The following is a 24208-nucleotide window of genomic DNA, read 5'->3' as shown; positions in this document are numbered from 1 at the left end:
CCGGCGCACGTGGTGTGAGCGATGGCTCGGGTCGCAAGCTGGGGCAGACTGGTTATGCGATCGGGGCAGTCGCCGCGATCGGCATCGGCAGGTCCGAGCGCCGGCCGGCGCGGCATCGAATTCCCGGTCGCGTCGTGATAATGTCAAGGGTCGTGTCTGTAGTCGTTGCCGGATGCTGCCGCCGGGAGCAGGGCGCACGCAGACATCGGCTTTAGGAGAGCGGAATGCCATCACGTGCGGATCAATGGGCGCATGATCACGTGTTTCTCGGGGCCCAGCACGAGCGCAATGAGCGCCGCACCTGGTTCGTGGTCGCAATCACGCTTGTGATGATGATCGGCGAGATCGTCGCCGGCTCCCTGTTCGGTTCGATGGCGCTGCTCGCCGACGGCTGGCACATGGGGACCCACGCGGCGGCGCTCGGAATCGCGGGGCTCGCCTACCTCTTCGCGCGTCGCTATGCGCGCAATCCCTCCTTCACCTTCGGGACCGGCAAGTTCGGCGAGCTTGCCGCCTTTTCCAGCGCCATCATCCTGCTGTTGATCGCTATCCAGGTGGCCTACGAAAGCGCGCTGCGCCTGATCAACCCGGTTCCGATCGCCTATGGCGAAGCGGTGGCAGTGGCGGCGCTGGGGTTGATCGTCAACCTCGCCAGCGCCTGGCTGCTCGGTGACTCCCACGACCATCACCATCATGGCCACAGCCACGATCGTGACCATGACCATGACCATGATGAGGATCATGACGATCATGATGATCACGATCACGGTCATGATCATCATCACCACCATCATGCTCACCACCACGACAACAACCTGCGCGCGGCGTATGTCCATGTGCTGGCGGACGCGGCAACTTCGGTGCTCGCGATCGCAGCACTCCTGGTCGGCATGTATTCGGGCTGGGCCTGGGCGGATGCCGCCGTCGGCCTGATCGGCAGCTTCGTGATTGCGAGCTGGGCCTATGGGCTGATCCGCGATGCCGGCTCCGTGCTGCTCGACGTCAATGCCGACCGGCGGCTCGAAGCCACCATCCGGGCGCGGCTCGAGGCCGGTGGCGACCGCGTCACGGATCTGCATCTGTGGCAGGTCGGTCCGGGACATCGGGCGGTCGTCGTCTCGCTCGTGTCGGGCAACCCGCTGGCGCCCGCGACCTACAAGCAGCGCCTCAGGGATCTGGCGACGCTGAGCCATGTCACGGTGGAAGTCGAGCACGGGCGGTCGTCCTAAAAACCGAAAGAGAGATGATGGACAGCTCCGACCGTCTCGCGCTGATCAATTGGATCATTGGCCAGAGCCTCACCGGCATGGCCGAGAACGACCTGTTGCGCGGCTTTTGCGAGCGCTGCTGCGAGGCGGGCATCGAGCTGTCGCGTGCCATGACCTTCATCGATACCCTGCACCCGATTTTCGAAGGCCGAGGCTTCCGCTGGAACGACGCGCCGACCAACGAACGTGACAGTTTCGAATACGGCTCGAGCAATGAGGGCGAGGCGGCGCAGAACTGGCGGCGATCGACCTTTCACTACATGCTCGAGAAGGGGCACGACGAGTTCAGCATCGACCTGACCAATTGCGCCCATCTCGACTTCGGCATGATCCATGACCTTGCGCAAAAAGGTCATCAGCACTTCCTGGCCTTCGTGCATCGGTTCGGCGAGGCCGGCACGCTAGGCCAGATGGACTGCTTCTACTCTTATTGGCTGACCCGCCGCGATGGCGGCTTCACCGAGATGCAGATCGCGGCGCTGCGTGATCTGGTGCCGCTCTTGGCTCTCGCGATCAAGTCGGCCCAGCAAGTCGATATCGTCAGAACATTGGGGCGCGTCTATTTGGGACGCGATGCCTCGGAGCAGGTGCTGCGCGGCCGGATCTCGCGCGGTGTCACCGAACGCATCAATGCGGTGCTCTGGTTCTCCGATCTGCGCGGCTCGACCGCGATCTCGGAAAGCATCTCGCCGGACGAGATCATCCCGCTGCTCAACGACTATGCGGAAGCCTCGATCACGGCGATCCACGACGCCGGTGGCGATGTGCTGAAGCTGATCGGCGATGGCGTGCTGGCGATCTTTACCGGGAGCGATATCGCCGAAGCGCGCCGCGCCGCACTTCGCGCCGAGCACAGGTTTCGCCTCAATATCAGTGCGCTCAACGCGCGCCGGGCCCAGGAGGGGCGGCCGGTGACGTCGGCCTATGTCGGGCTGCATGTCGGAGAGGTGTTTTACGGCAATATCGGCAGCGAGGACCGGCTCGACTTCACCGTGGTAGGGCCGGCCGTGAACGAGGTGAGCCGCATCGCTTCGATGTGCCGGTCGATCGATCGCGAACTCCTGGCCTCGGCGGAATTCTGCGACGGTCTCGATGAGGAAGGTCGACCCTATCTGGTCTCGACCGGGCGCTATGCGCTGCGGGGCATCGGACGCGCCCAGGACCTCTATACGCTCGATCCGGAGATCGCTGCGAGCGAGGCGGTAGCCCGCCGCTACGAAGCCTATCTCGAGGCTGACGCGGCTTTTGCTTGAGCCATAGCTTGAGCCATATCAATGCCGGCCATCGCCGACTCTGCCCAGCATCATCTGCTGGGAGATGATACCATGTACAAGCATATTCTATTGCCGACCGATGGTTCCGACTTGTCCAAGGCAGCGATGAAGCACGGCATCGCGCTCGCCAAGGCGACGGGCGCAAAGATCACGGCGCTCGTGGTCTCGACGCCGCTGCAGTCGCTGGTCGTGGACCCCTCCGCCGCAACCAAGGCGCTGGCGCAGTACAAGGCTTTGGTCGCCGAGCAGACGGCGAAATACCTGGACCATGTCAAGGAGGACGCCGAGCGCATGGGCGTCGCCTGCACCACGCTCAGCGTCGAGCACGACAAGCCGTACGAAGCGATCGTGGATACCGCGCGCGACCACGGCTGCGATCTGGTGGTGATGGCCTCGCATGGTCTGCGCGGCGTCTCGGCGATCCTGGGCAGCGAGACGCTCAAGGTGCTGACGCATTCGACCGTTCCGATCCTGGTCTATCGTTAGGATACCACCGCGCCGCTAAGCCGGCTGCATCTCCGGCTGGCGCGCGAGCGTCACGGCGGGCGAGGTCAAGATCACCAGGGCCTGCAAGCCAAAAATGAGTGCGACGAGATAGAGGCAGACCTCCGCCCCATAGGCACCGCCGATCACGGCGCCGAGCAGCGATCCGAGCGGGCGCGCGCCATAGCTCAAGATGTTGATGGCGGAGACGCGTCCGAGCAGGTTCGCCGGCGTCACCGACTGGCGCAGCGTCGTAGTCGAGATCACCCACAGGATGGGGCCGGCGCCGAGCAGGAAGAAACTCACGCCGGCCAGCCACGGCGAGGGGATCACAGTGGTGAGCGCCATGATCAGCGCGGCGACAAAGCCGGCCACCGGACCCAGCCCGATCACGGTGCCGAACGGCAGCCGTCGCATGATCCGGGTGGCGAAGAGGGCGCCCACGACCATGCCGGCTCCGAACATCGAGAGCACGGTGCCGACGCCGATTGCCGCCAGCCCCAGTCGATGCACCGCGTAGGGCACGAACACGGCCAGGAGCAGGAAGTGCGCGGTGTTGAAGATGAACTGGGTGACGAACACCGGGCGCAACAGCGGATGGCGCAGAACGAAGGCGGCGCCTTCCTCGATGTCCTGTCGCGGGTGCCGCTGTGGCACCGGCGCGCGGGCCGGCTCGTCGATGCCGGCGAGGCAGCCAACGGCGGCGACGGACAGCACCGCGGCGCAGGCGAAGGCGGGTGCGGCTCCGATCCAGCCCACCAGCATGCCGCCAAGCGCAGGCCCCGAGGCAAAGGCGATCGTCCGGGCTAGCTCGATGCGCGCATTGGCTGCGGGCAACAGCGCCGGTGTCACCAGCGAGGGGACCAGCGCCGGCGCCGCGACGCTGAAGACCACCGTGCCGCAGACGGCCGTGAAGCCGAGTCCTGCGAGCAGAGGCAGCGTGATGCCGCCGAGCCAGATCGCGAGGACGATGGTGAGCAGGGCAAGCGCGCGCAACGCCTCGGCCGAGGCCATGAGGACGCGCCGCGAGCAGCGGTCCGCCAGCAGCCCGGCGGGAATCGCGAATAGAATAAACGGGGCGGTGAGGGCGGTCTGCAACAGGCCGGACTGACCCTCGCCGATGCCGAGCAGGAGCACGGCCACGATGGGGGCGGCAGCCAACGCAATCTGTTCAGCCGATTGGGCCGCGAGATTGGACCAGGCCAGGCGGTTGAACGTCGCAGGCAGTGAAGGCGCGTCGGAACGGGACATGGCGGAATCCGGAGGTGAACCTACCCCGGTATTGTCGCGATCCCGGCCGGTCGCGCCCACCCGCTTTCCGACTTGCTGCTTTGACTTGCCGTGTTCCGATTGCCGGTTCCAACCTGGCCCTCAGAGACCGCCCGGTCGCCGCACCAGGTCTCACGACAGACATCCGGCCAGCGGACCGTTGGCAGCTGCTCGGAACGGATGCTTTCAGATGCAGTTGCAAATCAGTTGCATTAAAAGCAATTCTGGTTCAAGATAACATCATGGACGCACGCTCGTCAGATTTTTCGCAAGCGCATCGGGTCGCGGGATCCGATGGCGGGCCGCTGGCGCATGGATGGCGGGGCGACCGCGGAGCTCCGTCTTTGGGGGAGCTGTTCGGGTCGGTGCGGACAGTTGCCAAGGGATCGCTGTGGCGCAAGCTGCTGGCGTTTCTCGGTCCCGGCTACCTGGTCGCCGTCGGCTATATGGATCCGGGGAACTGGGCGACCTCGCTCGCCGGCGGCTCCAAGTTCGGTTACGCGCTGTTGTCGGTGGCGCTGCTGTCGAATCTGATGGCGATCGTGTTGCAGTCGCTCTGCAGCCGCCTTGGGGTGGCGACCGGCCGCGATCTTGCGCAGGCCTGCCGCGACTCGACCCCGCGTTGGGTCTCGATTCCGCTGTGGCTGTCAGCGGAGATCGCGATCACCGCGACCGATCTTGCCGAGGTGATCGGTACCGCGATTGGTCTTGGCCTGTTGTTCGGCATTCCGCTTGGCGTTGGGGTCTGCATCACGGCGCTGGACGTTTTCCTGATCCTCGCCTTGCAGGCGTTCGGCTTCCGCTGGATCGAGGCCTTTGTCGTCGCGCTGTTAGGGATCATCGCCGCTTGTTTCGCGGTCCAGATCGCCATGGCCGATCCGGATTGGGGCGCCGTGCTGAAAGGTTTCGTGCCGACCCGGCAACTCCTGGCCAATTCCGAGATGCTCTATCTTGCGCTGGGCATTCTCGGCGCCACCGTGATGCCGCACAATCTCTACCTGCATTCGGGTCTGGTGCAGACCCGCGGCTACGGCGACAGTGCAGAGGAGAAGCGCGAAGCGATCACGCTGTCGACGATCGATTCCTCGATCGCGCTCTGCCTTGCGCTCACCATCAACGCCTCGATCCTGATCCTGGCCGCCGCCACCTTCCATAAGAGCGGACAGCTTGAGGTTGCCGAACTGGACCAGGCACATTCGTTCCTGGCGCCGCTGCTCGGTTCGACCCTGGCGCCGAGCCTGTTTGCCATTGCGCTGCTCTGCTGCGGCCTGAACTCGACGATCACCGCGACCTTGTCCGGCCAGATCGTGATGGAAGGCTTTCTCAACTGGCGGATCGCGCCATGGCTGCGGCGCCTGATCACGCGGATGATCGCGATCGTGCCGGCTGTCGTGGTCACGATCTGGGCCGGCGAGAGGGCGACCGGTCACCTGCTGATCCTGAGCCAGGTCGTGCTCAGCCTGCAGCTGCCATTCGCGATCGTGCCGCTGGTCCTGATCACGGCGAGCCGCACCAAGATGGGCGCTTTCGTCGCGCCGCGCTGGTTGACTGCGATCGCGACCGTGATCGCGGTCGCGATCATCGCGCTGAATGCGAAGCTGGTGTGGGACTATGTGAGCTGAAGAGGCGAAATGGCGCGTAGGGAATAACGAGTAGGGGAAGATCGCTTTTCTATTCGCTACTCGCTACTCGCTTCTCGCTCCGTCAGTCCTGCGGCTCCGGTGCCGTGCGGCCTTCGGCATCGATGCGCAGCCAGCCGGCCGCTGCCAGCCGCTGCTGCGGCAGATAGCGGCTCTTGTAGTCCATCTTCTTGGAGCCCTCGATCCAGTAGCCCAGATAGACATAGGGCAGGCCCTGCCGTCGCGCGCGGGCAATGTGATCGAGGATCATGAAGGTGCCGAGCGAACGGGTTGTCTCCGACGGATCGAAGAACGAATAGACCATGGACAGCCCGTCACTGAGCACGTCCGTGAGCGCCGCCGCGACGAGCTCGCCGCCGCGCCCGTTGGGGCCGTTGCTCAGGTTGCGGCGTCGATACTCGATGATGCGGGTCTCAACATGGCTGTCTTCGACCATCATGGCGTAGTCGAGCACCGTCATGTCGGCCATGCCACCATGCCGGTGCCGCTGGTCGAGATAGCCGCGGAAGATCGAATATTGTTCTGAAGTCGGCACCGCGCTGCGCTGCTCGCCGATCAGGTCGGCATTGCGGGCCATGATCTTGCGGAAGTTGCGCGACGGCCGGAACTCGTTGGCGATCACCCGCACCGAGACGCAGGCCCGGCACTGGTCGCAGGCCGGGCGGTAGGCGATCGACTGGCTGCGCCGAAAGCCGCCATGCGTGAGCAGGTCGTTGAGATCGGTGGCCTTGTCGCCGACCAGATGCGTGAAAACCTTGCGCTCCTGCCGCCCTGGGAGATACGGGCAGGGCGAGGGCGCGGTCAGGTAGAATTGCGGGGTATCACGCGAGTGCTGGGTCAAGGATGCTCATCAGCCTCCGAAGCGATGATGCACAGAATTGCGCTCCGGACGCTGCCGGTCAATCGGTTTGATCATTCAATAGGTGCGGGCAGGCTCAACGAGTTGCGAACGGACCGAGGTGTTGACCACCACGGTTCCCAATACGAAGTCGTGCAGCAGCCGGCGGCGGCTGTTGAAGACACCGATCAGAAGCACAAAGGGCGATAGCACCGAGATCGAGATCCAGAAGCACACCGCGTGCACGGCACCGAGCACAAAGTAGCCCGGTGCGCCGTACCAGGTGCGCAGCTCGAGGTCCATCAGCCGCATGCCGATCGTGGCCGAATGCGGTCCGCCGATGGTGCTGCCGTAATAGACCAGCGCCCAGATCACCGACGCCGGTGACACCAGCCAGAACAGCACCCAGCCAAGGCCGAGCGTGATCAGACCGAAGACTGCAATGAAGATCACGGCCAGGATCACGGGAATTGCGAGGACGACCAGATCGATGAGGAACGCGACCATGCGCCGCAGCGCCACTCCACGAAACAGCTCCGGCTGTCGATAGGGATCGTAGGCGTGCGGTCGCACACCCGGTCCGCCGCTGCTCCAGCCACTATTGTCCGAGCCCATATAGGCCATGGATGCCTCCTCCCGATTGGCAAGCAGGACATGGGAACCGCCGCCGTTCTTGCAAGGGGCGGCGCGGCAACCGGTGATGGCAATATTCCGGCGATTCCACGGCCGCGCCAGGATGAACCCAGCGGCAGCTGCCTGTCGCTTCGGTCGTGAACTACGAATTCTGCTGGCGCAGCTTCTCCGCTGCCTGCGGGGCGAAATAGGTCAGCACGCCATCGGCGCCGGCCCGCTTGAATGCCACCAGGCTTTCCATCATCGCGCGCTCGCCGTCGATCCAGCCGTTGTTCGCGGCGGCCGCGATCATCGCGTATTCGCCGGAGACCTGGTAGGCGAAGGTCGGCATCCCGAACGTGTCCTTCACCCGCCGGATGACATCCAGATAGGGCAGACCCGGCTTCACCATCACCATGTCGGCGCCTTCGGCGATGTCGAGCTCGACCTCGCGCAAGGCTTCGTCGGAATTGGCGCTGTCCATCTGGTAGGTGCGCTTGTCGCCGCTCAAGGTCTTGGCCGAGCCGATCGCGTCGCGGAACGGACCATAGAACGCGGAGGCATATTTCGCCGCATACGCCATGATCTGCACGTCCTGGAAGCCGGCCTGATCGAGCGCCTGCCGGATCGCGCCGACGCGCCCGTCCATCATGTCCGACGGCGCGATGATGTCGCAGCCGGCCTCGGCCTGCACCAGCGCCTGCCGGACCAGAACGGCCACGGTCTCGTCGTTGAGGATGCGGCCATCCTTGATCAGCCCGTCATGGCCATGGCTGGTGAACGGGTCGAGCGCGACGTCGCAGAGCACGCCGATCTCCGGGAACTCCGCCTTGATGGCACGCACCGCCTGGCAAACCAGATTGTCGGGGTTGCAGGACTCGGAGCCATGTTCGTCGCGCAGGGACGGATCGGTGTAGGGGAACAGCGCGAGGCAGGGGATGTTCAGCCTGACCGCGCGCTCGGCGTCGCGAACGATCTCGTCGACGCTCAGCCGGTCGACGCCCGGCATCGAGGTGACCGTGGTCCGCGTCTTCTCGCCCTCGACCACGAATAGCGGCCAGATCAGATCGTCCGTCGTCAGCACGTTCTCGCGCACCAGCCGACGCACCCACTCGGCCTTGCGGTTGCGACGCGGGCGGATCGTCAGATCGAGAGCAGGGGCCGCCGTGGTCGCGACACCGCGCGCAACGTCGCGCATTTCGATCGGACGCCCGAATTTGATCGCCATGGGGGTTTGGCTCCTTGAGGAGGCCGCTGGGCCGGCTGATTTGACTTGTTGTAATTCCAATATTCTGTAGCACTTCGCTCCTGCGCCGTCACTTGAGCTGGCGCAAGCCGCCCATTTGATTTTGGCGCAGCAGCTCACCAAAAATTGCCGTCCTGGCAGTCGATCAAGGTGCCATACGAGGATCATTGCGCGATGATGCGGGGTCTTGATGCCTGAAATACCTACGGCGCGCGATCTGCCGCGCGACGGCGCCATGGGCGCCATGTCGGTTGCGGCGCTGTCGTCGGAACGCATGGAAAGTGACGAGAACGTCTGGACGCGGCGGCTCGTGCTGTTCCTGCGGCTGATGGCGATGCTGTCGATCGCCAAGGGTCTTTATCACTGGGCGCAGGTCACAGGCTTCATCGGCGGCGAGGATGAAGCCTTCGAGAACCAGCCGATGGCCTGGCAGGCGGCCACGGTCTACTTTGCCGTGATCGAGCTGGTCGCGGCGGTCGGGCTCTGGCTCGCAACGCCATGGGGGGCGGTGGTCTGGCTGACCACCGTGGTGTCGATGGCGGTGATCGAGTTGATGTTCCCCGGGATCTATGGCGGCAGCCTGGTCGTGGTCGGGGTCGAGGCCGTGATGCTGGCGGCCTATCTCGTCCTGGCCTGGATGGCGGCGCGGGAGCGTCCGCCATAGCTGCGTTTCCGACATGGCCGCGTTAAGGGCGTCGGCATCGTGAGGTTGCGCGCAAGCAATTTTGCCCCCCGATCTTTTCTATACGTTGCGGGTAACGTTTCGAACACCTTAAAGCCGTTTGCCACAGCTGTTACGCGCTCCTTAGCGCGGCGCGAGGCACCTGTTTTGGAATGTGACAGGGGGTGAGACAAAGCGCGAACATCGCGCAGTCACCGTCAACGGGATGTTGCAAAAAGCCCTTGAATCGCAGGCTTAAAGGAGGATTCACTCTCTTAAATTCATTCCGTATTTATGCTCTTGTTTAAGCCGATCTTCAAATCGGCCCCCTTAAGCTCGTTTTATCAGGCGGGACAAAAGTTTCGTCGAATAAGTCGACAAAAACGACTACAGGGGAAGTGTCATGATGAAAGCCGTCGCAACGGCTGTGGAGACTGAGCGCGCGCCCGGCCAGGGCACCGTGCAGTCGCTTTATCTGGAAGCCTTGACCTTGGTGGAGCGGCTGCATCGCCGCCTGCTCGACGTCATCAAGGATGAGTTCGATCGCCGCGGCCGTTCAGACATCAACTCGGTTCAGGCGCTCCTGCTCTACAACATCGGCGACAAGGAGTTGACCGCCGGTGAGCTGCGTACCCGGGGCTATTATCTCGGGTCCAACGTTTCCTACAATTTGAAGAAGCTGGTCGAGCTGGGCTTCCTCGATCATCAGCGCTCGCGCGTTGATCGTCGCTCGGTCCGCATCCGGCTGACGCCGCAGGGCCAGGAGATCCGCAAGATCGTCGAGGCGCTGTATCAGAAGCATGTGAAGACGGTCGAGCAGGTGGGCGGCATCTCCAACGAGGAGTTCGCAACGCTCAACAAATCGCTGCACCGGCTCGAGCGCTTCTGGACCGACCAGATCCTGTATCGTCTCTGATCGCAGCTCCATCGATAAGGCTGAACCGGCGTAAAGAACCGGAAGGCTGAGGTTCGCACCTGACATATCCCGACGCGCCGGCCCGTCTCGCGAGCCGGCGCTTTTGTTTTCGCGCCCGCAAAAACACCCGTTCCTCATTGGAACCACATCGCCTGATCCGGCTTATCATTCGTGCCGGAGGATAGGTGATGCTGGTCGAACGTGGCAGTCAGGTGATGAGCGTGGAGGTGGTGAGCGATGCCTATGCGATCGCTGCGAACTACCTGCGTCGCTCGGGCGCCATGCCTGACACGTTTCAGCCGAACGACCGCCTGGTTGATATCATCGTCCACCTGTTTCAACGCGGCGAGTTCAACAAGCTCAGGCTCGCCAATAAGGCGATCGCAACGTTCGAGGCTGCGACGCCGCGTGAGTGAAGGGGACATCATGGAAGCTGCCATCGATCGGATCATGCACACCTATGACCTGCTGGCGAATCGTTCCGCCGCAGCGAGCGAAGAGGCGCGGCGCAAGGTGGCGGATTACGTGAAGACGCTGTTCGAGGCCGGCGAGCGCGATCCGCACCGGCTGACCGTGTGCGGCCTGACCTATCTGCGACAGCTCGAGGGCCGGGTCGATCCGGTGAAGGCGGGTTATACCGGGCTTTAACCTGAGCCATCGCGTAAAGCGGTTGCGTTGCCACCGAGACAACCTGTATGAAGCGACCGCTTCATACAGGTTCTTGTTTTGGGGAGCATGATGCTGGGGCTGTCGCGCGTGTTCTACATCCCGCTGTTGCTCATCGCGACCTGCTCTCAGAATGAATCGCCGCCTGCCGATGCGGTTGCTGCCGCCGCCCCGCAGGCGCCGGTGCTGGTGGAAAATCCCACCAAGGTCGGCGAATGCGCGGAGCGAACGATCGCTGAGATCGCGGACTTCTCCGGTGGGAAGCTTTCGCGGAAGCCGATCAAGAAGGGCGTGATCGACCCTGGCAGCTACGTTCGTTACACCAATAAGGATACTCAGGTGTCGTACGAATGGGACGCGGCGCTCGCCCATTCGAAGGTGGGCGACAAGGTTCGGTTCTGCCTCGTGTCGATCCCGAAGGATTGTCCGCCCGGCGACAACCGCGGTCGCGTCTACGAAACCACGAATCTGAGAACCAACGGGGTCTGGAAGATGCAGGACGACCCGCATATGTGCGGTGGGGCCTGAGACGACGGGCCGGATCGGCCCTCGCCCTGGAGGGGCTTTCAGCCTGCCGCCGTCCACCATATCTGGCATAAATCGGCGGTCTGACCGCAAGTGCTTGGCCTGGCACCCGCGCTGTGGTAATGGCCAGGGGTTCTTTCCGACCGCGTCCAAGAAACCGACCGCAATCCGCTAAAGGCTTGCGGCCGTGGAGATATTTCGCCGATGACAGCCTCCAGCGCCAAGCCCTCATCCGCCCTCGATTCCTTTTTCACCGCCACGCTCGCCGAGGCCGATCCCGAGATCGCCGCTGCCATCAAGGGTGAACTCGGCCGCCAGCGCCATGAGATCGAGCTGATCGCGTCCGAGAACATCGTCAGCCGGGCGGTGCTGGAAGCGCAGGGCTCGGTCATGACCAACAAATATGCCGAGGGGTATCCGGGCGCGCGCTATTACGGCGGCTGCGAATGGGTCGATGTCGCCGAGAACCTCGCGATCGACCGCGCCAAGAAGCTGTTCGGCGCCAACTTCGCCAATGTGCAGCCGAACTCCGGCAGCCAGATGAACCAGGCGGTGTTCCTGGCGCTGCTGCAGCCCGGCGACACCTTCATGGGCCTCGACCTCGCGGCCGGCGGTCATCTGACCCATGGCTCGCCGGTCAACATGTCCGGCAAATGGTTCAAGGCCTCGCACTATACGGTGCGGCGCGAGGACCAGATGATCGACATGGATGCGGTCGCCAAGCAGGCGGAAGAGGTGAAGCCGAAGCTGATTATCGCCGGCGGCAGCGCCTACTCACGTCCCTGGGACTTCAAGCGCTTCCGCGAGATCGCAGACAGCGTCGGCGCCTATTTCCTGGTCGACATGGCGCATTTCGCCGGTCTCGTGGCCGGCGGCGCCCATGCCTCGCCGGTGCCCTATGCGCATGTCACCACCACCACGACGCACAAGTCGCTGCGCGGGCCGCGCGGCGGCCTGATCCTGTGGAATGACGAGCAGCTGACCAAGAAGCTGAATTCCGCGATCTTCCCGGGCCTGCAAGGTGGTCCCCTGATGCATGTGATTGCGGCCAAGGCGGTGGCCTTCGCGGAAGCGCTGCGGCCGGAATTCAAGATCTATGCCCGAAACATCGTTGAGAATGCCAAGGCGCTGGCCGAAGCCCTGCGTGGCCACGGGTTCGACATCGTGTCCGGCGGCACTGACAATCACCTGATGCTGGTCGATCTCAGGCCGAAGGGGCTGAAGGGTAACATCTCGGAGAAGGCGCTGGTTCGCGCCGGCATCACCTGCAACAAGAACGGAATTCCGTTCGATCCGGAAAAGCCGTTCGTCACCTCCGGGCTGCGTCTGGGCACGCCGGCCACCACGACCCGTGGCTTCGGCGTCGCCGAGTTCAAGCAGGTCGCCGGCATGATCGCCGAGGTGCTCAATGCGCTCGCGCAGGCTCCGGACGGCAGTGCGCCGCTGGTCGAAGCCGCCGTGAAGGAGAAGGTGAAGGCGCTGACCGATCGTTTCCCGATCTATCAGTAAGGCAAAAACCTAAATGCGCTGCCCGAGCTGCAACAGTCTCGATACGCAGGTGAAGGATTCCCGTCCCACCGAGGATTCCGCCGTGATCCGGCGGCGACGGGTCTGCGTCTCCTGCAATTTCCGCTTCACCACCTTCGAGCGGGTGCAGCTGCGTGAACTCACCGTGATCAAGCGCAACGGTCGCCGTGTGCCGTTCGATCGCGACAAGCTGATGCGCTCGGTGCAGATCTCCCTGCGCAAGCGTCCGGTCGACCCGGAGCGGGTGGAGAAGACGGTCTCGGCGATCGTGCGCGAGCTCGAGAGCGGTGGCGAGTCCGAAGTGTCGTCGGAGGCGATCGGCGAGATCGTGATGGAGCATCTGCGCCAGCTCGACGACGTCGCCTATGTCCGCTTCGCCTCGGTCTATCGCAACTTTCGCGAAGCCAAGGATTTCGAGGCCGTGCTCGGCGAGCTCTCCTCGGAGGAGGACGCGCCGCGGCTTGCGCCGGTCCGCAAATGATCTTCCGCGTGCTGGTCGATCAGGTCGGCGAGAAGCTCCGCGCGCAGAAGGAAGCCGATCGCCGTTTCATGCAGCTGGCGCTGTCGCTCGGCCGTCGCGGGCTGGGGCGGACCTGGCCGAATCCGGCTGTCGGCGCCGTCGTGGTCAAGGATGGCGTCATCGTCGGCCGCGGCTGGACCCAGCCGGGCGGGCGTCCGCATGCCGAGCCCGAGGCGCTCAGGCGCGCGGGCGAAGCCACGAAGGGCGCGACACTCTATGTGACGCTCGAGCCATGCTCGCATCACGGCAAGTCGCCGCCCTGTGTGGATGCGGTGATGGCGTCCGGCATCGCGCGCGTGGTGTCCGCGATCGAGGATCCCAATCCGCAAGTCGCAGGGCAGGGGCACGCCAAGCTGCGGGCCGCGGGTATCCAGGTCGAGGTTGGGCTGTGTTCGGCTGATGCCGCACGTGACCACGCCGGCCATTTCCGCCGCGTCCGGGACGGTCGCCCGCATATCATCCTCAAGCTTGCGGTGTCTGCCGACGACAAGATCGGCGCGGCCGGCCACAAGCCGGTTGCGATCACTGGTGAGTCGGCGAGAACACGCGTCCATTTGTTGCGCGCGCAATGCGATGCGATCCTGGTCGGCATCGGCACCGTGCTGGCGGATGATCCGCTGCTGACCTGCCGGCTGCCGGGGATGGCAAGCCGCTCCCCGGTGCGGGTGGTGCTGGATACGGCGCTGCGCATTCCGGGAGACAGTCGGCTGGTGCAATCGGCGCGAGCGACCCAGCTCTGGCTGGTCTGCGCCGAAACGGCCGAAGCCGCGGCGGTAACCCGGCTCGGCGCGGCCGGCGCACAGGTGACCCGGATGCCGCCATGTCCATCACCGGGACTGGATCTGCCGGCCGTGCTGCAAGCATTGAGCGCGCGCGGCATCACCCGACTGATGGTCGAGGGCGGCAGCCGCATCGCGTCGCATTTCGTTGCCAGCGGGCTCGTCGACGAAATCTGGCTTTTCCGCGGACCCGATGTGATTGGCGAAGGCGGCATCGCTGCGCTGGACGCATTGCCGCTGGCCGCAATCACGCAGTCGTCGGCCTATCGCGTTCGTGCTAGCGACACGCTCGACACCGACACCCTCACGATCTACGAGCGCGCGTAAATGTTTACCGGCATTGTCACCGATATCGGCGAGATCGAAAGTCTGACGCCGACGGCGCAAGGGCAGCTGCATCGCTTGCGCATCGCCTGCCACTATGATCGCGCCACCATTGCAGATGGCGCATCGATCGCCAATAACGGTGTCTGCCTCACCGTTGTGCAGTCGGGCATGGCCGACGGCAAGACCTGGTTCGAGGTCGACGCCGCTGCGGAGACGCTGGCGCTGACCACGGCCAAGGGATGGAAAGCCGGCACCCGGCTGAACCTGGAGCGCGCGCTGAAGATCGGCGACGAGCTCGGCGGCCACATCGTCGCCGGCCATGTCGATGGCATCGCAACCATTGTCAGCCGTGAGGACCTGCCGGACATGGCGCGCTTCACGCTGAAGACCACGCGCGAGCTGGCGCGTTTCATCGCGCCGAAAGGCTCGGTGACGCTCGACGGCGTCTCGCTGACGATCAACACGGTGGAGGATGTGACCTTCTCGGTGTTGATCATCCCGCATACGCTCGAGGTGACGACCTTGTCGTCCTGGCAGGCGGGGACCGAGGTCAATATCGAGGTCGACCTGATGGCGCGCTACGCGGCGCGCCTGACGGACATGAAATAGGTCAGCCGTCATGCCCGACCTGGTGCCGGGCATCCACGACCTGCTTTTCGCAGCACGAACTTTGTGGCTGGGCCCGTCCCGGCCATCACGGTGCAGCGCTGGTTTCGGGACTTGGCGAGCGAAGCCGCGACGACTACAAACGCCACCCACATTCGTTGACGATCAACAGTGATGTTGTGCGTCGACGTCAAGAACGGATTGAACCGATGGCAGACGCGCGGCGCGCCCCATTGAAGGACCAGACCGACATTTCCGGCGCTCGTGCGCTGATCGTCGAGGCGCGATTCTATGACGACATTCAGGATGCGTTGCTCGAAGGCGCGCTCGCCGAGCTGAAGGCGGCCGGAGTGACGCATGACGTGATCACGGTTCCCGGCGCGCTGGAGATCCCGGCGGCGATCGCGATTGCGCTGGATGCAGCCGAGAGCCACGGCAAGCCCTATGATGCGGCGATTGCGCTCGGCTGCGTGATCCGCGGCGATACCATCCATTTCGAGATCGTCTCCAACGAATCCTCGCGTGCGCTGATGGATCTCGCCGTCGACAGGCGGCTGCCGCTCGGCAACGGCATCCTCACCGTCAACACCGAGGCCCAGGCGTGGGCCCGGGCGCGCGCCTCCGAGCTCAACAAGGGCGGCGACGCCGCGCGCGCGGCGCTCGCGATGCTGCGCATCAAGCGCCGTCTTGCGAAGGGTTGATCGATGGCCGAGATCAGGAACAGGTCCAAGGCGCCCGACCGCAAGGCCAATCGCCGCGGCGCAGCCCGGCTTGCCGCGGTGCAGGCGCTCTACCAGATGGACATCGCCGGCGCCGGGCTCAACGACATTTTCGCGGAATATGAGAGCCACTGGATCGGCAGCGAGGTCGAGGGCGAGCAATATCTGCCGGCGGAAGCCGCCTTCTTCCGCGACATCGTCTCCGGCGTGGTGCGCGATCAAAAGAAGATCGATCCGGTGCTCGACGAAGCGCTCTCGCGCGGCTGGCCGCTGAAGCGGATCGAGGCGATCCTGCGGGCGGTGCTGCGCGCCGGCGCCTATGAGCTCGAACATCGCAAGGACATTCCGGCCCGTGTCGTGGTCTCGGAATATGTCGACGTCGCCCACGCTTTCGTCGAGCGCGACGAGACCGGCATGGTCAATGCCGTGCTAGATCAGCTCGCGCGACAATATCGCAGCGACGAGTTGGATCAGAAGTAGTTCGATGTGTGCGGGCCGATCACAACAAACTCGGATTGGCTCCGGACCACAGCTCGGTCGGCACTACCGGTGTCATCACCCGCGAAGGCGGGTGATCCAGTATTCCAGAGGCGTTCGAGGGACACGGAGAGGCTGCGGCGTACTGGATCGCCCGGTCAAGCCGGGCGATGACAGCGTGGTGTCGGGACCAAGCCGATGACCAATGACACTCCCTCCGGCGAAGACTCCCTCATCGCGCGCTTTTTCAAGCCGCTGGCGACCGATCCCGGCGCGTTCGGCCTCGTCGACGACGCTGCGATCATCAAGGCCGAGGGCTGTGACATCGTGGTCAAGACTGACGCCATCGTCGAAGGCGTCCACTATCTGCCCGATGATCCGCCTGAGGGAATCGCCAAGAAGGCGCTGCGGGTCAACCTCTCCGACCTTGCCGCGAAGGGCGCCACTCCGGCCGGCTTTGTGCTGACGCTGGCGCTGCGCCAGGCCGACGAGTCCTGGCTCACCGCCTTTGCGCGCGGGCTCGGCGAGGATGCGGCGAGCTTCGGCTGCCCGCTGCTGGGCGGTGACACCGTGTCGACGCCCGGTCCGGTGATGATTTCGATTGCCGCCTGGGGGCGGGTGCCCGTGGGACGCATGGTGCATCGCTTCGGCGCAAGCCCCGGCGACAGCATCATGGTCACCGGCACGATCGGCGATGCCGTGCTCGGGCTCGATGTGCTCAAGGGCGGCCCAGCCGCCACAGCCCTGGCGGGCGATCCCGCTGCGCGCGAGCTGCTCATCAGCCGATATCGTGTGCCGCAGCCACGCAATGCCTTGGCGACTTGCATCCGGGATTTCGCGACCGCGTCCATGGACGTGTCCGACGGCCTCGCCGGGGATCTCGCCAAGCTGTGTGCCGCCTCCAAGGTCAGCGCCGAGGTTGACGTGTCACGTATCCCGACATCGCCGGTCGCCGCGATGCTGCTGTCCCGCGACGCCGCCGACATCGCGGCCATGATTTCCGGCGGCGACGACTATGAAATCCTGTGCACAATTCCTCCCGCGAAGCGCGAGGCTTTCCTGGCCGAGGCCGGGCGCGTCGGGGTTGCGGTCGCGGAGATTGGAACCGTCGCTGCGGGCGCTGGCCGTCCTCGGTTTCTGGACGGGCAGGGCGCCGAGATCAGTCTGACGCGCCTGTCCTTCAGCCACTTCTGAGACCCATTCGCGCCTGCACATCCCGACGAAAGGTTGACCGATTTTATAGCGGTTCAGCTTTCGCGGCGTTGCGCCATGATGGCGATTTTGGCAAGGTCGGGGCCGTTTGAGGAACCTCCCCGCAAGTGGGAGGCCTATATGGGGCGCGTGCGTCGCACAATAGTGACGTGCGTGGGTATGAGCTGAAAGCAGAAAGCCGAGGAAACTACATGTCAGCATTATGGGTGATCGTGCTCTGCGGAGCGCTCGCGATCGTCTACGCGATCTGGGCCACATCGTCGGTCCTGAAGGCGGACGCGGGGAATGCGCGAATGCAGGAAATTGCGGCCGCGGTGCGCGAGGGCGCACAGGCCTATCTGCGCCGCCAGTACACGACGATTGCGTTCGTCGGCGTCGTGATCTTTCTGCTTCTGGCCTACTTGCTCGGCCCCCTGGTCGCGGTCGGCTTTGCGATCGGCGCGGTGCTCTCGGGCGTCGCCGGCTTCATCGGCATGAACGTCTCGGTTCGCGCCAATGTCCGCACCGCGCAGGCGGCCACGACCTCGCTCGCCGGCGGGCTTGAGCTTGCGTTCAAGTCCGGCGCCATCACCGGGCTCCTGGTCGCCGGCCTCGCGCTGCTCGGCGTGACCCTCTATTTCCTGGTCCTGACCCAGTTCATGAATCTCGCGCCCGACAGCCGCACGGTGGTCGATGCGCTGGTCGCGCTCGGCTTCGGCGCGTCGCTGATCTCGATCTTCGCCCGTCTCGGCGGCGGCATCTTCACCAAGGGCGCTGACGTCGGCGGCGATCTGGTCGGCAAGGTCGAGGCCGGCATCCCCGAGGACGATCCGCGCAATCCCGCCACCATCGCGGACAATGTCGGCGACAATGTCGGCGACTGCGCCGGCATGGCGGCCGACCTGTTCGAGACCTACGCGGTGACTGCGGTCGCCACCATGGTGCTGGCCGCGATCTTCTTCGCCAAGACGCCGCACCTCGCCAACATGATGACGCTGCCGCTGGCGATCGGCGGCATCTGCATCATCACCTCGATCATCGGGACCTTCTTCGTCAAGCTCGGCCCGAGCCAGTCGATCATGGGCGCGCTGTACAAGGGCCTGATCGCGACCGGCGTGCTGTCGCTGGTCGGCGTGGCGCTTGTGATCTCCTGGCTGGTCGGTTTCGGCAAGATCGAGGGCGCCGAGTACACCGGCATGTCGCTGTTCGCCTGCGGCGTCGTCGGCCTCGTGGTCACCGGCCTGATCATCTGGATCACCGAATACTACACCGGCACCGACTTCCGCCCGGTGAAGTCGATCGCAGCGGCGTCCGTGACCGGTCACGGCACCAACGTGATCCAGGGCCTTGCGATCTCGATGGAGGCCACCGCGCTGCCCGCGATCGTGATCATTGCCGGCATCCTGGTCACCTATAGCCTCGCCGGCCTGTTCGGCATCGCGATCGCCACGGCGACGATGCTGTCGCTCGCCGGCATGATCGTGGCGCTCGACGCCTTCGGCCCGGTGACTGACAATGCCGGCGGCATTGCCGAGATGGCGGGATTGCCGAAGGATGTCCGCAAATCCACTGACGCGCTGGACGCGGTCGGCAACACCACCAAGGCGGTCACCAAGGGTTACGCGATCGGCTCGGCCGGTCTCGGCGCGCTGGTGCTGTTTGCAGCCTACAATCAGGACCTCCAGTTCTTCATCTCGGACTCCGCGCATCATCCCTATTTCGCAGGGATCAAGCCGGACTTCTCGCTGAACAACCCTTACGTGGTGGTGGGTCTGCTGTTCGGCGGCCTCCTGCCTTACCTGTTTGGCGCGATGGGCATGACGGCCGTGGGCCGTGCGGCGGGCGCGATCGTGGAAGAGGTGCGCCGGCAATTCCGCGAAAAGCCCGGCATCATGCAGGGCACCGACAAGCCGGATTACGGCAAGGCCGTGGACCTTCTGACCAGGGCCGCGATCAAGGAAATGATCATCCCCTCGCTGCTTCCGGTGCTGTCACCGATCGTGGTCTATTTCCTGATCTATGCGATCGCGGGTGGCGGTCCGGCCGGCAAGTCGGCGGCGTTCTCGGCCGTCGGCGCCATGCTGCTCGGCGTCATCGTGACTGGCCTGTTCGTGGCGATCTCGATGACCTCCGGCGGTGGCGCCTGGGACAACGCCAAGAAGTACATCGAGGATGGCCATTTCGGCGGTAAGGGGTCTGACGCCCACAAGTCCGCGGTCACCGGCGACACCGTCGGCGATCCCTACAAGGACACGGCCGGTCCTGCGGTGAACCCGATGATCAAGATCACCAATATCGTCGCGCTGCTGCTGCTCGCGATCCTGGCGCATTGAGCGGCAGTTCTGTCGAATGCGAAAACCCCGCGGCGCGAGCCGCGGGGTTTTTGTTTCGGGACGCAGTCAGCAGGACCGAACTCGAAATCTCGAGATCCCGGATTCGAGCCCTTCAGCCTCGCTCCGGGATGACGGCGCTTACGCGCCGTCAGTTGAAGCTGAGAAGCTTGAACAGCGGCGTCAGGTAGCTCAACTCTTGGCCCGAAGTCGGCGTGGTGCGGCTGATGAAGTCGAAGATCTTGCCGTCCTTCAGCCCGTAATTGGCAAGCCGGCGGACCTGGCGATTCTTGTCGAAATAGACCGCGATCACCCGCTGGTCGACCACCTTCTGGTTCATGAAGGCAACGGGGCGCTCGGCCCGTTGGGAGATGTAATAGAACACCTCGCCGTCCAGCGTTGCCACCGTCGAGGGCGTGCCCATCACGATCAGCACCTGGTCCTGGCTCGCGCCGATTGGGATCTGCTCCAGCGCTCCCGGCGGCAGGATATACCCCTTCTGGAACTGCTCGCCGGTGCAGGCGCCGAGCGCGAGGCAGGTCAGCGCAATGGCGCCGGCCGTGCGCAGACGGGTGCTCAGGCCGCGGGAGAGCGTGCGGGCAGTCATTCGCATTGTCTGGGTCATCTTGTTCAAGAACGGATCCCGTCCCCTTGCGTCGGGACCGGCGTTGACGTACCGGGCGAGCCGGTGGATTGCAACAGATCTGCGCAACCGGGCGAGACACGGAACCGTCGATGCTTTGGCCGTTCAACCATGTCAGGAAACCCCGGCTGTCCCCGCGGGCGACCATTGAGCCGATCTATGGCATGATCGTGGCACAGACCCGAGACCCCTTGTTTTATAGACACTTGGATGTGCCGGATACGGTCGACGGGCGGTTTGATCTGCTGATTCTGCACCTCTGGCTGGTGCTGCGGCGGCTGCGCACCGCAGCAGATGGAACGGCGCTGTCGCAGGCCCTTTTCGACCATTTCTGCGACGATATGGACGCCAATCTGCGCGAAATGGGCGTCGGCGACCTCGCCGTGCCCCGCCGCATGCGGGCCTTCGGCGAGGCGTTTTACGGCCGGACCGCGGCCTACGATCTGGCCTGGCAGGATGGCGAGGCGCAGCTGGCGGACGCCCTGCAGAAGAATATCTTGAACGGGAAGCAACCCGACAGCGCACTCCGCCTTGCGTCCTATGCGGGCAGGGCGGCGGCAAGCCTGGCAGCGGTTGACGATACGACGCTGTTGCGGGCCGCCTGGGCCTTTCCCGCACCGCTTGAGCAGGATCCAATGACATGAGCCGGAGAGACAAAGAGGCGTCCCGTGACCCGATTCGCGATCCCGTTGCCAATCCATGGCGCGCGCCGCCGGTGATCGTGGCGCAGATTCCGGAAGCCGGGCTGCATCGGGAGATCGAGGCCGACCAGGCGACGCGCGAGGGTATCGCCGGGATCGCCGATCTGCCCGAGGTGATCTCGGCGCATGCCTCCTTCGATGTCACGCTCAAGCGCGACGGCAAGGTCCATGTCGAAGGCCGGGTCCGGGCGCGACTCGGCCAGATCTGCGTGGTTACGCTCGATCCGATCGAGAGCGAGATCGACGAACCGATCGACCAGTTGTTCGCGCCGCCGGAGCAGATCCCCGAGCTGTCGGAAATGGCCGAGGATGATGGCGAGGCTGACGCTGACGTGCCCGATCCGCCGGAGCCGATCGTGAACGGCCAGATCGACCTCGCGCGTCTCGCGACCGATGCCCTGTTTCTCGGCATCGACCCCTATCCGCGTAAGCCGGGCGCCGTGTTCGAGCAGGCCGTTGTTGCTGATGATCCGCAGGATCATCCGTTCGCGGCGCTGAAGTCGCTCAAACCGGGCAACGGGCAGGGCGGGACCAGTCCCCAAGAATCCGAAGGGCGATCCGAGGCGCGGTCCGAAGGGACGTCGAAGGGGAAATTGGAGAGCGATTGACATCGTTTTGCGCACAAGGTGTTTGTGCGGATGCTTTGCCAAGGAATCTCGTGAAGCAGTCATAACGTGTTGAACGCACTTGCGGAATCCCCATGGCTGCCGGCCGCCGACCGCGTGAGGGCGGAAAATCGTCTGCGGTCAAGAGGTTGTTTCGGCATCGGGAGACGCTATTGTCCGCGCGGGCCGGGTGACAATCTTCTGCCCGGATGGGTGCGGGCCTCTCCACTGCCGCGGCGTTCATTCACGAGGCTCGTTTAAGAGATCAGGTTTCCGGGACGTCATGCCGCAAAAGGTTCGAATCGCGCTGGACGCCATGGGCGGGGACGTCGGCGCGGCCGTCGTGATTCCCGGTGCAGCGGCTTCGCTGGCCCGTCATCCCGACAGCCAGTTCCTGCTGTTCGGCGACAGCGCAAAAATCGCCGCTGAACTCGACCGCCAGCCGGCGCTGAAGGCCGCCTCGCGCGTCATCCACACCGACGTCTCTGTCAGCAATGATGCCAAGCCGAGCCAGGCGCTGCGGCGCGGCCGCAAGACCTCCTCGATGTGGCTGGCGATCGAGGCCGTGAAGAAGGGCGAGGCCGATGTTGCGGTCTCCGCCGGCAACACCGGCGCGCTGGTCGCGATGGCGCGGTTCTGCCTGCGCACGCTGGCCGGCATCGACCGGCCGGCGCTGGCAGCGATCTGGCCGACCATGCGCGGGGAATCCGTGGTGCTCGATCTCGGCGCCACCATCGGTGGCGACGTGCACCACTTGGTGGCGCTTGCGGTGATGGGCGCTGCGATGGCGAGCGTGCTGTTCAACAAGCCGCGCCCGAGCGTGGGGCTCCTCAACATCGGCGTCGAGGAGATGAAGGGGCACGAGGAGATTCGCGAGGCGGCGGAAATGCTGCGCGCGATGAACCTGTCGCAGCTCGATTATATCGGCTTTGTCGAGGGCGACGGCATCGGCAAGGGCGCGGCAGACGTGGTCGTCACCGAAGGCTTCAGCGGCAACATCGCGCTGAAGGCCGCGGAGGGAACCGCGCGCCAGATCACGCAATATCTGCGCACTGAGATCGCGCGCACCTGGCGCGCGCAAATCGGTTATTTGCTCGCGCGCAACGCGTTCCGCGCGCTGCGCGATCGGCTGGATCCGAGCAGGTCCAACGGCAGCGTGCTGCTCGGGCTGAACGGCATCGTGGTCAAGAGCCATGGCGGAACCGATGCCGAGGGCTTTGCCTCAGCAGTCAATGTTGGCTATGAGATGGCCCGCTACGATCTCCTGACCAAGATCAATCAAACACTCAATCGCGACGGCGGTGCGTTGGCCTCCGTACCGACCGACCAGGAGCCTGTCTCGTGATCAAACGTTCGGTGGTGCTCGGCTGTGGTTCTTACCTGCCGCAGCGGCTGGTGACCAATGCCGAACTGGCAAACCGCATCGACACCTCGGACGAGTGGATTGTTCAGCGTACCGGAATTCGCCAGCGCCATATCGCCGCCGATGGCGAGTTCACCTCGCATCTGGCGATTAATGCTGCGCGCGCCGCGCTCCGCTCAGCCGACATCGATCCGCAGTCGATCGAGTTGATCGTGCTGGCGACATCGACGCCTGACAACACCTTTCCGGCCACTGCGGTTGCGGTTCAGAACGGGCTCGGCATCACCCATGGCGCGGCGTTCGATCTGCAGGCTGTCTGTTCCGGCTTCGTCTTCGCGCTCGCCACCGCCGACAATTTCCTGCGCACCGGCGCCTATAAGCGGGCGCTGGTGATCGGCGCCGAGACCTTCTCGCGCATTCTCGATTGGAACGACCGCGGCACCTGCGTGCTGTTCGGCGACGGCGCCGGTGCGCTGGTGTTGGAAGCGCAGGATCTGCCGGGAACGTCGGCCGACCGCGGCGTGCTGACCACGCACCTGCGCTCCGACGGCCGCCACAAGTCGAAGCTCTATGTCGATGGCGGCCCGTCCTCGACGCAGACCGTTGGACATCTGCGCATGGAAGGGCGGGAGGTATTCAAGCATGCGGTCGGCATGATCACCGATGTGATCGTCGATGCGTTCAATGCCACCAGCCTCACCGCCGAGGACATCAACTGGTTCGTGCCGCATCAGGCCAACAAGCGAATCATCGATGCTTCCGCGCACAAGCTGCACATCGCGCCCGAGAAGGTGGTGCTGACCGTCGACCGGCACGGCAATACCTCGGCGGCCTCGATTCCGCTCGCGCTCGACGTTGCGGTGAAGGACGGCCGCATCAAGAAAGGCGACCTGGTGTTGCTGGAAGCGATGGGCGGCGGCTTCACCTGGGGCTCGGCGCTGGTGCGCTGGTAGCCGGATTGGCCCGCTAAACCCGTCGAATGTACCGCTTTTTAGCTGCGGCGAGCTTTACGCCGCTGTTGA

Annotated in this window: 26 protein-coding genes; 21 read left to right on the top strand and 5 right to left on the bottom strand. The window is 64.5% G+C overall.

Translation table 11 applies throughout. The annotated features are described in order from the left end of the window. Positions 1–224 precede the first annotated feature (224 nt). The 3 genes from dmeF (at position 225) to BRAS3843_RS15590 (ending at position 3028) form a co-directional block, all read left to right on the top strand. Complete coding sequence (gene dmeF, locus BRAS3843_RS15600; RefSeq protein ID WP_008969911.1) at positions 225–1229, top strand: CDF family Co(II)/Ni(II) efflux transporter DmeF; 1005 nt, start codon at positions 225–227, stop codon at positions 1227–1229. A 17-nt stretch (positions 1230–1246) separates the two neighbouring features. After that, positions 1247–2521 (top strand): adenylate/guanylate cyclase domain-containing protein, encoded by a 1275-nt coding sequence (locus BRAS3843_RS15595; RefSeq protein WP_008969910.1) that lies wholly within the window; start codon positions 1247–1249, stop codon positions 2519–2521. A gap of 72 nt (positions 2522–2593) precedes the next feature. After that, a complete protein-coding gene (locus BRAS3843_RS15590; RefSeq protein WP_008969909.1) occupies positions 2594–3028 on the top strand; it encodes a universal stress protein in 435 nt (144 codons plus the stop codon). Between the two features lie 15 nt (positions 3029–3043). Here BRAS3843_RS15590 and BRAS3843_RS15585 read toward each other — a convergent pair whose 3' ends face one another. Beyond that, positions 3044–4276: an MFS transporter gene (locus BRAS3843_RS15585; protein ID WP_008969908.1), complete on the bottom strand. Its 1233-nt coding sequence runs from the start codon at positions 4274–4276 to the stop codon at positions 3044–3046. Positions 4277–4536: 260 nt separating this feature from the next. Between BRAS3843_RS15585 and BRAS3843_RS15580 the strand changes: the two genes are divergently transcribed. After that, positions 4537–5916: an Nramp family divalent metal transporter gene (locus tag BRAS3843_RS15580; protein WP_008969907.1), complete on the top strand. Its 1380-nt coding sequence runs from the start codon at positions 4537–4539 to the stop codon at positions 5914–5916. Between the two features lie 82 nt (positions 5917–5998). Here the strand turns inward: BRAS3843_RS15580 and BRAS3843_RS15575 are convergent, their stop codons facing one another. The 3 genes from BRAS3843_RS15575 to hemB all read right to left on the bottom strand — a co-directional run bounded on the left by BRAS3843_RS15575 (position 5999) and on the right by hemB (position 8612). Then, positions 5999–6775, bottom strand: a complete 777-nt coding sequence (locus tag BRAS3843_RS15575; protein WP_008969906.1) for an arginyltransferase — start codon at positions 6773–6775, stop codon at positions 5999–6001. A gap of 75 nt (positions 6776–6850) precedes the next feature. Continuing rightward, positions 6851–7396, bottom strand: coding sequence for an RDD family protein (locus BRAS3843_RS15570; protein ID WP_008969905.1), 546 nt, complete (start codon positions 7394–7396; stop codon positions 6851–6853). A 151-nt stretch (positions 7397–7547) separates the two neighbouring features. Continuing rightward, on the bottom strand, positions 7548–8612 hold the full coding sequence (gene hemB / locus BRAS3843_RS15565) for a porphobilinogen synthase (protein ID WP_008969904.1): 1065 nt from the start codon (positions 8610–8612) through the stop codon (positions 7548–7550). Positions 8613–8820: 208 nt separating this feature from the next. Between hemB and BRAS3843_RS15560 the strand changes: the two genes are divergently transcribed. The 13 genes from BRAS3843_RS15560 (at position 8821) to BRAS3843_RS15500 (ending at position 19877) form a co-directional block, all read left to right on the top strand. After that, positions 8821–9294, top strand: coding sequence for a DUF6163 family protein (locus BRAS3843_RS15560; protein WP_008969903.1), 474 nt, complete (start codon positions 8821–8823; stop codon positions 9292–9294). Between the two features lie 400 nt (positions 9295–9694). Beyond that, entirely contained in the window at positions 9695–10207 is a 513-nt protein-coding gene (locus tag BRAS3843_RS15555; RefSeq protein WP_008969902.1) for a MarR family winged helix-turn-helix transcriptional regulator, read from the top strand. Positions 10208–10395: 188 nt separating this feature from the next. After that, positions 10396–10623 carry a hypothetical protein gene (locus tag BRAS3843_RS15550; RefSeq protein ID WP_008969901.1) on the top strand — a complete coding sequence of 76 codons (228 nt, stop codon included), beginning with the start codon at positions 10396–10398 and terminating at the stop codon, positions 10621–10623. A gap of 10 nt (positions 10624–10633) precedes the next feature. After that, a complete protein-coding gene (locus BRAS3843_RS15545) occupies positions 10634–10855 on the top strand; it encodes a hypothetical protein (RefSeq protein WP_008969900.1) in 222 nt (73 codons plus the stop codon). Positions 10856–10942: 87 nt separating this feature from the next. After that, positions 10943–11401, top strand: coding sequence for a hypothetical protein (locus BRAS3843_RS15540; protein ID WP_244425343.1), 459 nt, complete (start codon positions 10943–10945; stop codon positions 11399–11401). A gap of 201 nt (positions 11402–11602) precedes the next feature. Further along, positions 11603–12907, top strand: a complete 1305-nt coding sequence (gene glyA / locus BRAS3843_RS15535; protein WP_008969898.1) for a serine hydroxymethyltransferase — start codon at positions 11603–11605, stop codon at positions 12905–12907. 13 nt (positions 12908–12920) lie between these two features. Continuing rightward, positions 12921–13406 (top strand): transcriptional regulator NrdR, encoded by a 486-nt coding sequence (gene nrdR, locus BRAS3843_RS15530; RefSeq protein ID WP_008969897.1) that lies wholly within the window; start codon positions 12921–12923, stop codon positions 13404–13406. Beyond that, complete coding sequence (gene ribD, locus BRAS3843_RS15525) at positions 13403–14551, top strand: bifunctional diaminohydroxyphosphoribosylaminopyrimidine deaminase/5-amino-6-(5-phosphoribosylamino)uracil reductase RibD (protein WP_008969896.1); 1149 nt, start codon at positions 13403–13405, stop codon at positions 14549–14551. The genes nrdR and ribD overlap by 4 nt, the downstream gene beginning before the upstream one ends. Next, positions 14552–15160, top strand: coding sequence for a riboflavin synthase (locus BRAS3843_RS15520; protein ID WP_008969895.1), 609 nt, complete (start codon positions 14552–14554; stop codon positions 15158–15160). A 206-nt stretch (positions 15161–15366) separates the two neighbouring features. Beyond that, a complete protein-coding gene (gene ribH, locus BRAS3843_RS15515; protein WP_008969894.1) occupies positions 15367–15858 on the top strand; it encodes a 6,7-dimethyl-8-ribityllumazine synthase in 492 nt (163 codons plus the stop codon). A gap of 3 nt (positions 15859–15861) precedes the next feature. Further along, the gene (nusB, locus tag BRAS3843_RS15510; protein WP_008969893.1) at positions 15862–16356 is read left to right on the top strand and encodes a transcription antitermination factor NusB; all 495 of its coding nucleotides are present in this window, start codon (positions 15862–15864) and stop codon (positions 16354–16356) included. A gap of 195 nt (positions 16357–16551) precedes the next feature. After that, positions 16552–17547 carry a thiamine-phosphate kinase gene (gene thiL, locus BRAS3843_RS15505; RefSeq protein WP_008969892.1) on the top strand — a complete coding sequence of 332 codons (996 nt, stop codon included), beginning with the start codon at positions 16552–16554 and terminating at the stop codon, positions 17545–17547. A 209-nt stretch (positions 17548–17756) separates the two neighbouring features. Continuing rightward, positions 17757–19877 carry a sodium-translocating pyrophosphatase gene (locus BRAS3843_RS15500; RefSeq protein ID WP_008969891.1) on the top strand — a complete coding sequence of 707 codons (2121 nt, stop codon included), beginning with the start codon at positions 17757–17759 and terminating at the stop codon, positions 19875–19877. A 148-nt stretch (positions 19878–20025) separates the two neighbouring features. On the opposite strand, the gene BRAS3843_RS15495 is transcribed toward BRAS3843_RS15500, so the two are convergent. After that, positions 20026–20487: an outer membrane protein assembly factor BamE gene (locus tag BRAS3843_RS15495; RefSeq protein WP_008969890.1), complete on the bottom strand. Its 462-nt coding sequence runs from the start codon at positions 20485–20487 to the stop codon at positions 20026–20028. 122 nt (positions 20488–20609) lie between these two features. On the opposite strand from BRAS3843_RS15495, the gene BRAS3843_RS15490 reads away from it, so the two are divergent. From BRAS3843_RS15490 to BRAS3843_RS15475, 4 genes are all read left to right on the top strand, one after another. Further along, positions 20610–21161: a ubiquinol-cytochrome C chaperone family protein gene (locus BRAS3843_RS15490; RefSeq protein WP_008969889.1), complete on the top strand. Its 552-nt coding sequence runs from the start codon at positions 20610–20612 to the stop codon at positions 21159–21161. Continuing rightward, positions 21158–21826: a DUF177 domain-containing protein gene (locus BRAS3843_RS15485; protein WP_008969888.1), complete on the top strand. Its 669-nt coding sequence runs from the start codon at positions 21158–21160 to the stop codon at positions 21824–21826. Before BRAS3843_RS15490 ends, BRAS3843_RS15485 begins: the two co-directional genes overlap by 4 nt. 280 nt (positions 21827–22106) lie before the next feature. Next, complete coding sequence (gene plsX / locus BRAS3843_RS15480) at positions 22107–23168, top strand: phosphate acyltransferase PlsX (protein WP_008969887.1); 1062 nt, start codon at positions 22107–22109, stop codon at positions 23166–23168. Continuing rightward, a complete protein-coding gene (locus BRAS3843_RS15475; protein ID WP_008969886.1) occupies positions 23165–24139 on the top strand; it encodes a beta-ketoacyl-ACP synthase III in 975 nt (324 codons plus the stop codon). The genes plsX and BRAS3843_RS15475 overlap by 4 nt, the downstream gene beginning before the upstream one ends. Positions 24140–24208: the final 69 nt, after the last annotated feature.

It is taken from the genome of Bradyrhizobium sp. STM 3843 (assembly GCF_000239815.1).
GTDB lineage: Bacteria > Pseudomonadota > Alphaproteobacteria > Rhizobiales > Xanthobacteraceae > Bradyrhizobium.
Note: the sequence above shows the minus strand (reverse complement) of the source record. Positions and strands in the feature narration are given on the sequence as shown.

What these genes read in the sequence shown, in the direction of transcription:
- nusB (WP_008969893.1), top strand. Translation starts at nt 15,862, where the DNA reads ATGGCCGAGATCAGGAACAGGTCCAAGGCGCCCGACCGCAAGGCCAAT.
- BRAS3843_RS15495 (WP_008969890.1), bottom strand. Translation starts at nt 20,487, where the DNA reads ATGCGAATGACTGCCCGCACGCTCTCCCGCGGCCTGAGCACCCGTCTG.
- BRAS3843_RS15485 (WP_008969888.1), top strand. Translation starts at nt 21,158, where the DNA reads ATGAGCCGGAGAGACAAAGAGGCGTCCCGTGACCCGATTCGCGATCCC.
- BRAS3843_RS15550 (WP_008969901.1), top strand. Translation starts at nt 10,396, where the DNA reads ATGCTGGTCGAACGTGGCAGTCAGGTGATGAGCGTGGAGGTGGTGAGC.
- ribD (WP_008969896.1), top strand. Translation starts at nt 13,403, where the DNA reads ATGATCTTCCGCGTGCTGGTCGATCAGGTCGGCGAGAAGCTCCGCGCG.
- glyA (WP_008969898.1), top strand. Translation starts at nt 11,603, where the DNA reads ATGACAGCCTCCAGCGCCAAGCCCTCATCCGCCCTCGATTCCTTTTTC.
- thiL (WP_008969892.1), top strand. Translation starts at nt 16,552, where the DNA reads ATGACCAATGACACTCCCTCCGGCGAAGACTCCCTCATCGCGCGCTTT.
- plsX (WP_008969887.1), top strand. Translation starts at nt 22,107, where the DNA reads ATGCCGCAAAAGGTTCGAATCGCGCTGGACGCCATGGGCGGGGACGTC.
- BRAS3843_RS15560 (WP_008969903.1), top strand. Translation starts at nt 8,821, where the DNA reads ATGCCTGAAATACCTACGGCGCGCGATCTGCCGCGCGACGGCGCCATG.
- BRAS3843_RS15570 (WP_008969905.1), bottom strand. Translation starts at nt 7,396, where the DNA reads ATGGCCTATATGGGCTCGGACAATAGTGGCTGGAGCAGCGGCGGACCG.
- BRAS3843_RS15590 (WP_008969909.1), top strand. Translation starts at nt 2,594, where the DNA reads ATGTACAAGCATATTCTATTGCCGACCGATGGTTCCGACTTGTCCAAG.
- BRAS3843_RS15545 (WP_008969900.1), top strand. Translation starts at nt 10,634, where the DNA reads ATGGAAGCTGCCATCGATCGGATCATGCACACCTATGACCTGCTGGCG.
- BRAS3843_RS15580 (WP_008969907.1), top strand. Translation starts at nt 4,537, where the DNA reads ATGGACGCACGCTCGTCAGATTTTTCGCAAGCGCATCGGGTCGCGGGA.
- BRAS3843_RS15520 (WP_008969895.1), top strand. Translation starts at nt 14,552, where the DNA reads ATGTTTACCGGCATTGTCACCGATATCGGCGAGATCGAAAGTCTGACG.
- BRAS3843_RS15555 (WP_008969902.1), top strand. Translation starts at nt 9,695, where the DNA reads ATGATGAAAGCCGTCGCAACGGCTGTGGAGACTGAGCGCGCGCCCGGC.
- BRAS3843_RS15490 (WP_008969889.1), top strand. Translation starts at nt 20,610, where the DNA reads ATGCTTTGGCCGTTCAACCATGTCAGGAAACCCCGGCTGTCCCCGCGG.
- BRAS3843_RS15500 (WP_008969891.1), top strand. Translation starts at nt 17,757, where the DNA reads ATGTCAGCATTATGGGTGATCGTGCTCTGCGGAGCGCTCGCGATCGTC.
- hemB (WP_008969904.1), bottom strand. Translation starts at nt 8,612, where the DNA reads ATGGCGATCAAATTCGGGCGTCCGATCGAAATGCGCGACGTTGCGCGC.
- dmeF (WP_008969911.1), top strand. Translation starts at nt 225, where the DNA reads ATGCCATCACGTGCGGATCAATGGGCGCATGATCACGTGTTTCTCGGG.
- BRAS3843_RS15595 (WP_008969910.1), top strand. Translation starts at nt 1,247, where the DNA reads ATGGACAGCTCCGACCGTCTCGCGCTGATCAATTGGATCATTGGCCAG.
- BRAS3843_RS15540 (WP_244425343.1), top strand. Translation starts at nt 10,943, where the DNA reads ATGATGCTGGGGCTGTCGCGCGTGTTCTACATCCCGCTGTTGCTCATC.
- BRAS3843_RS15585 (WP_008969908.1), bottom strand. Translation starts at nt 4,276, where the DNA reads ATGTCCCGTTCCGACGCGCCTTCACTGCCTGCGACGTTCAACCGCCTG.
- ribH (WP_008969894.1), top strand. Translation starts at nt 15,367, where the DNA reads ATGGCAGACGCGCGGCGCGCCCCATTGAAGGACCAGACCGACATTTCC.
- nrdR (WP_008969897.1), top strand. Translation starts at nt 12,921, where the DNA reads ATGCGCTGCCCGAGCTGCAACAGTCTCGATACGCAGGTGAAGGATTCC.